This is a genomic window from Escherichia sp. MOD1-EC6475 (assembly GCF_003046645.1).
Lineage (GTDB): Bacteria > Pseudomonadota > Gammaproteobacteria > Enterobacterales > Enterobacteriaceae > Escherichia > Escherichia ruysiae.
Genome location: NZ_PZKQ01000102.1, coordinates 1 through 5,957, shown reverse-complemented (window position 1 = coordinate 5,957; position 5,957 = coordinate 1). Strand labels below are relative to the sequence as shown.

General features: G+C 52.9%; 5 protein-coding genes and 2 pseudogenes. 3 read left to right on the top strand and 4 right to left on the bottom strand.

Annotated elements, in window-relative coordinates:
* Together A7589_RS22390 and A7589_RS22385 are read right to left on the bottom strand one after the other, a co-directional pair.
* Positions 1-1,233 (bottom strand): annotated as a pseudogene (locus tag A7589_RS22390) (Tn3-like element TnAs1 family transposase); the annotation flags it as partial.
* Positions 1,234-1,236: 3 nt separating this feature from the next.
* Positions 1,237-1,797 carry a recombinase family protein gene (locus A7589_RS22385; RefSeq protein WP_108189029.1) on the bottom strand — a complete coding sequence of 187 codons (561 nt, stop codon included), beginning with the start codon at positions 1,795-1,797 and terminating at the stop codon, positions 1,237-1,239.
* A 309-nt stretch (positions 1,798-2,106) separates the two neighbouring features.
* Between A7589_RS22385 and A7589_RS22380 the strand changes: the two genes are divergently transcribed.
* The 3 genes and pseudogenes from A7589_RS22380 to A7589_RS23440 all read left to right on the top strand — a co-directional run bounded on the left by A7589_RS22380 (position 2,107) and on the right by A7589_RS23440 (position 4,615).
* A complete protein-coding gene (locus A7589_RS22380) occupies positions 2,107-3,684 on the top strand; it encodes a methyl-accepting chemotaxis protein (RefSeq protein ID WP_001323889.1) in 1,578 nt (525 codons plus the stop codon).
* A 190-nt stretch (positions 3,685-3,874) separates the two neighbouring features.
* Positions 3,875-4,171, top strand: a pseudogene (locus A7589_RS23445) (ORF6N domain-containing protein); the annotation flags it as partial.
* Positions 4,172-4,282: 111 nt separating this feature from the next.
* On the top strand, positions 4,283-4,615 hold the full coding sequence (locus tag A7589_RS23440) for a phage antirepressor KilAC domain-containing protein (protein WP_235613326.1): 333 nt from the start codon (positions 4,283-4,285) through the stop codon (positions 4,613-4,615).
* A gap of 32 nt (positions 4,616-4,647) precedes the next feature.
* Here the strand turns inward: A7589_RS23440 and A7589_RS22370 are convergent, their stop codons facing one another.
* Both A7589_RS22370 and A7589_RS22365 read right to left on the bottom strand, forming a co-directional pair.
* Positions 4,648-5,499, bottom strand: coding sequence for a phage repressor protein C1 (locus A7589_RS22370; RefSeq protein ID WP_000611648.1), 852 nt, complete (start codon positions 5,497-5,499; stop codon positions 4,648-4,650).
* 110 nt (positions 5,500-5,609) lie between these two features.
* A complete protein-coding gene (locus tag A7589_RS22365; RefSeq protein WP_000874156.1) occupies positions 5,610-5,819 on the bottom strand; it encodes a hypothetical protein in 210 nt (69 codons plus the stop codon).
* Positions 5,820-5,957: the final 138 nt, after the last annotated feature.

Below are 5,957 nucleotides of genomic sequence, written 5' to 3'. Positions count from 1 at the left end.
CACGCCTTGCGCGGCCGGCGCGGCGCGCAGTTCCAGCACCTCCAGCAAGGCCGGCGTGTAACGGCGCAGGGTGGCGAAGTTCTCGCCGACCAGGTGCAGGTGGTCGAAGCCTTCCGGCCGGGCCAGCAGCTCGGCCTCGCTGACGCTCTCGGTGAACTCGTCCCAGGGAATCACCGCCTCGATGGCGGCATAGGGGTCGCTGCCGCTTTCCTTCGCTTCCAGCAGCGCCTGGCCGATCCTGGAGTACAGGCGCACCTTGTCGTTGATCGCCTTGCCCTGCTTCTGGAACTGCTGCTGATGCTTGTGCTTCGCGCCGCTGAACAGCTTGACCAGGATGCGGTCATGCAGATCGACCAGCTCATCGATCACGGTCGCGGTGCTCTCCAGCACCACGGCGGCCAGGGTCGCGTAGCGGCGCTGCGGCTCGAACTTACCGAGGTCTTTGGGCGTCATCTGCCCACCCTCGCGGGCCAGCTTGAGCAGGCGGTTCTGGTGGATGTGCCGGCCCAGGCCTTCGGGCAAGTCCACCAACTGAAATGTCTTCAGCCGCTCGATGTGTTCCAGCATGTGCCGAGAGTTGGGTTTCAGCGGTGCCTGGCGCAGCCAGGTCAACCAGGTGATGCTGCTGCCGGCCTTGAGCTTCAACAGCTCGTCCAGCTTGGCCCGATGCGAGTCCGTGAGTGGTTCGACCAGGGCGCGGTAGACCCGCCGATTGGCTCGCGCAATGGCTTCCGAGCAGGCCCGGTCAATCACGCTCAGCGCCGGCAGGATGCGTCGTTTCTGCCGTAGGCTCTCCAGGGCCTGACCGGCCAGCAGCAAGCCTTTGTCGGTCTGCTGGGCCAGCTCGGTTAGCTCGCGCACCAGGGCGCGGAAGTCGGACAGGCCGAACGGGGCCAGTTGCAGGTAGGTGCGCAGTTCCTGGGCATGCTCGCGACGGGTCACGTCGCGCTCGCCGTACTTTGCCCAGCTCGCCGGCTCGGCCTGGACTTGCTTCGCCACCCACAGGATGACCGGCTCGGGCAGCTCGCTGTCGGTTCCCAGCGCGTAACCGGGGTAGCGCAGCAGGCAGAGCTGCACGGCGAAGCCGAGGCGGTTGGCGTCGCCGCGTCGCTGGCGGATCAGCGACAGGTCGGAGTCGTTGAAGGTGTAGTAGCGGATCAGGTCATCCTGGCTTTCCGGCAGCGCAAGCAGGGTGTCCCGCTCCGTGGCCGAGAGGATCAAGCGACGCGGCATGTGTCAGTCGTCCGTGCGGAGGTACTGGTAGAGGGTTTCCCGGCTGATGTTGAACTCGCGGGCAAGCTGCGCCTTGGGCTCGCCGGCCGTCGCTCGCTGCCGCAGGGTAGCAGCCTGCTCATCGTACAGGGCTTTCTTGCGGCCCCGGTACGCGCCACGCTGCTTGGCCAAGGCGATGCCCTCACGCTGCCGCTCGCGGATCAGGGCGCGCTCGAACTCAGCGAAGGCCCCCATCACCGACAGCATCAGGTTGGCCATCGGCGAGTCCTCGCCAGTGAACACCAGGCCCTCCTTCAGGAACTCGATGCGCACGCCGCGCTGAGTCAGCTTCTGTACCAAGCGACGCAGGTCATCGAGGTTGCGGGCCAGCCGATCCATGCTGTGCACCACCACTGTATCGCCTTCGCGGACGAAGCTCAGCAGCGCTTCGAGCTGGGGGCGCTGGGTGTCCTTGCCCGATGCCTTGTCGGTGAACACCTTGCTCACCTGGGTTTGTTCCAGCTGGCGTTCCGGGTTCTGGTCAAAGCTGCTGACCCGGACGTAGCCGATGCGGTGCCCCTGCACGATGTCTCCTTGGTTGAAGGCGGCTTAAGTGCACTTTCTGTTCCGTTGTGCCTCAAAGCCCATTTCTGTCAGGCTGAAATCTATAACCTTCGCGGGCATGTGTCAAAAAATGGGAAAGCAGACTCTATTCTGACGAAGCGGCGCGGCCCTGCCTGACATCAAGTTAGGGTATAGCCTAGATTGACATGCGCGATGCAACCCTTAACTTGCTTGCACCTATCGTTTCCATGCTAGCTTTATCGTAACGCTCAAGAAATTGGGCTTAATGCCGAAAACAATAAAATAAAACAGCCAACCCTTGAGGTTCTTATGCGCCAGAATTTACCAGTGACGGGTCGAAACTTAGAACTCCCAAAAGATGCCAATATTCTTTCGACTACCTCCCCTCAAAGCCATATCACGTACGTTAATCCTGACTTCATTAAAATCAGTGGTTTCACTGAGGAAGAACTATTAGGCCAGCCTCACAACATCGTAAGACACCCAGATATGCCGCCTGCTGCATTTGAGCATATGTGGAGTACATTAAAATCTGGCCGCTCATGGATGGGGCTAGTAAAAAATCGCTGTAAAAATGGCGACCACTATTGGGTAAGTGCTTATGTAACGCCAATAGCTAAGAATGGTTCGATTGTTGAATACCAGTCTGTAAGGACCAAGCCTGAACCTGAGCAGGTTTTGGCTGCGGAAAAATTATATGCTCAATTGAGAAGCGGGAAGGCCGCGAGGCCGAAATTGGCTGCTAGCTTTTCCGTGAAAATACTCTTGCTCATATGGGGTAGTATTATATCAAGCGCAATGGCTGCCGGCATGCTTACTGATACATCAATAAGCAGCTTATTGTTAGCCACTTTAATGTCAGGAAGCTTAAGCTCTGTTAGTGTTTTGGCTATTCTCTCTCCTCTTGGAAGACTGGTTGAAAGAGCCAGGAATATTTCCAATAACCCATTAAGTCAATCCCTCTACACTGGGCGCACCGATGAGTTTGGCCAAATAGAGTTTGCTTTACGAATGATGCAAGCTGAAACAGGCGCCATAGTAGGTCGCATAGGTGATGCATCAAATCGGCTTAGCGAACACACCCGAGGCCTACTAAAGGATATTGAGTCAAGCAATGTACTTACAGTTGAGCAGCAGGCAGAGACAGATCAAATAGCAACGGCAGTAAACCAAATGGTGGCAAGCATTCAAGAGGTTGCGAGCAATGCACAGCATGCTGCAGATGCGGCCGGAAGAGCAGACACTGAGACGGCATCTGGCCAGCGTCTGGTAGCCCACACAAGCCAGTCAATCACTGCCCTTGAAGGTGAAATTAGGCAAGCCACTCAGGTTATTCATGAGCTTGAAGGTCAAAGTAACGAGATATCAAAAGTTCTTGACGTTATACGAGGGATCGCCGAGCAAACGAATTTGTTGGCACTCAACGCAGCAATTGAGGCCGCGCGTGCTGGTGAGCAGGGGCGTGGTTTTGCTGTTGTCGCCGATGAGGTTCGCAGTCTTGCTGCTCGCACACAGCAATCGACAACGGATATTCAAAGCATGATCAGCGCTCTACAAGAGCGAGCGCAATCCGCTGTTACAGTCATGGAGCAAAGTAGTCGGCAAGCGCACACGAGTGTAGCTCACGCAGAGGAAGCAGCTACAGCTCTTGATGGAATTGGCCAACGCGTTAACGAAATTACCGACATGAACGCGCAAATAGCGACTGCGGTCGAGCAGCAGGGAGCAGTAAGTGAAGACATAAACCGCAGTATTATCAATATACGCGATGCTGCTGATACCAATGTACAGACCGGGCAGAATAATTTGCAAAGTGCGAAATCTGTCGCTCAGTTAACTAGCGCTCTGAGCGAACTGGCAAAACAGTTTTGGGAAAAACGAGGATAACGCTTTTCAGTATCTCGACAGGGATAACTTACTTTACCATCGGTTATCCCTTTTAGCCGCACAAATTTTAGCCATGGCTTTTCAGGAAGTCAGGGCTATCAGAATGGCCTTAGAAAGCCTAGTCAAAGAGCTGTCACGAGAACACCGTTAGCTTAGCGTACGATTTTTTCCGAATTCTGCGGTTCCCCCAACAACCGAAACTCTTGCTAAGGGGTATGGTACAGAAGCGATTCGCATTCGCCAGAATCATCATGAGAACAAAGTGCGCTTTGTTGAAGCGAAGCACTTTTTCAAGGTTATTGGCGATGAGCTGAAAAATTTGCGGGTAGCTTTAAACTACTCACAAAATCCAGTCTCCCCCAAAGCGCGCTCTCTCATCCTCTGGACAGAACGAGGAGCTGCCCGTCACGCTAAAATGCTCGAAACCGATCAGGCATGGGCATTCTTTGAAAAACTGGAAGACAGCTACTTCCGACAAAAAGAACAGCAACCGGTCGCAATCCCCCAGACGCTTCCAGAAGCTCTGCGCCTGGCTGCCGAGTTAGCTGAACAAAAGCAACTTCTGGAACAGAAAGCCCACCAGCTAAATCAGCAGCTGGTGGCCGCCGCTTCTAAAGTCGATTTTGCCGACCGGGTATCAGTAGCTAAAGGGATCCTGATTGGGAATTTTGCAAAGGTCGTTGGACTTAAACAAAATGCGCTGTTTGCCTGGTTACGGGAGAACGGCATTCTGATAGCGTCCGGAGGCCGTAAAAATGTACCGTTCCAGCAGTACATCAACGCGGGGTATTTCACGGTGAAAGAAGTGGTGCTGGATGATGAAGATGACTACCAGATACGGTTGACGCCTCAATTAACGGGTAAAGGCCAGCAGTGGTTGACGCGTAAACTGCTCGATGCTGGCTTGTTAAAACCGGTGGCGGCTGAATAATGGAAGAATGCCCGGTTGATGCCGGGCATAATTTATTGCGCGCTTTCGGGGTTGTCGTTTACTGGCTGCCCCTTCTTGGTTTTACGGCTGCGCGTAACTGATGCGGCTGACTTAACCTTTTTCTCTTCGCGAGTGATGGCAATTTGTTTTTTTACATTTTCAATATCTGCCAGGCGATATATTTTTGCTTGCGGCCAGCGGTCGCAGATGATCGGTTCTATGGAGTCATAAAGGCTAAATTTTGCTTTTTCGAATTCACCGTTGATGATAATTCCATCACGGAGAGTTTCATCGCAGATAAACACGCCACACAGTGGCACATGGTAACTAACTGATTTACCATCATTGTAGTTAGGGCTACTGGAAATGTAGTGGACGCGCAGCATTGTTTCGCTAAAGCCGTGTACGCGCATACGGAATTTTTCATCCTCCGGGTACTGCTTCATTAGCTCTTTTGTTGCTTCCAGGTTCTCTATGTATTTCGCACTGTGCTCATTGATCCCCGCGCTTTTTTGGATGCGAATGTCCTTATCAATCAGATGAATAATGCGGCCAGCGGTCATGTTGACGCTGTTCACAGCTTCTGTCTGATAAGTTGTAACCTTACGCACACCGCGAAGGATGTTAGGCACTGGATATAAAATAGTCTTTGGGATATTGAGGTCTGGGTACTGTTCCAGTTCCCGCGCCATTAAAGTCCATTTATCAATTTCAGCCTGAATGCTGTCAGTTTCTTTGAACGGTAGAACGACAACCGGGCGTACAGGACGACCGTCGCTGGCTGTATCAACGTGTTGGGCGCGTGCAACAGCTTTTTTTAGAAAGAGATCCCTGAAGCTGGCGAACTCCTGGTACAGTTGTTCGCCGTAGACATAATTTATCATTGATCCTCCTCCAGAATTGACATGGTCAATAACGCCCGGCTGAGAAAACCGGTCATTACTGACCTATATTATAGAGGGATCAAACGAAAATAATAGATTTATTAGTGCATTTATTGTGAGTCTAACTGGTTAGTTGCCATGAGATATTCGATTGTGTCAGTGAGGTCATCCAGGTCGTCTTGGGTGATGCGGTACTCCTGATTGGATATCTTTGAGTAGTGTTCAGCAATGGCGCGGGCTGCGTCGGTTTCGGCAGGGTCTACAGATAAAGCGTTAGAGCAATGTCTAACGTCGTCGATGGTTGGTTGAATGAAAGCCATAATTATGCCTCACTGTATTGACAACACAGAGCCTGAAGCTCTGACCTACTGTTTCACCCATGATCCATGCTGGGGTAATCTAACAACATTGCGCTGTGTGTAAGATGAGCAATGCATAGGGAAGGTGCGAACAAGTTC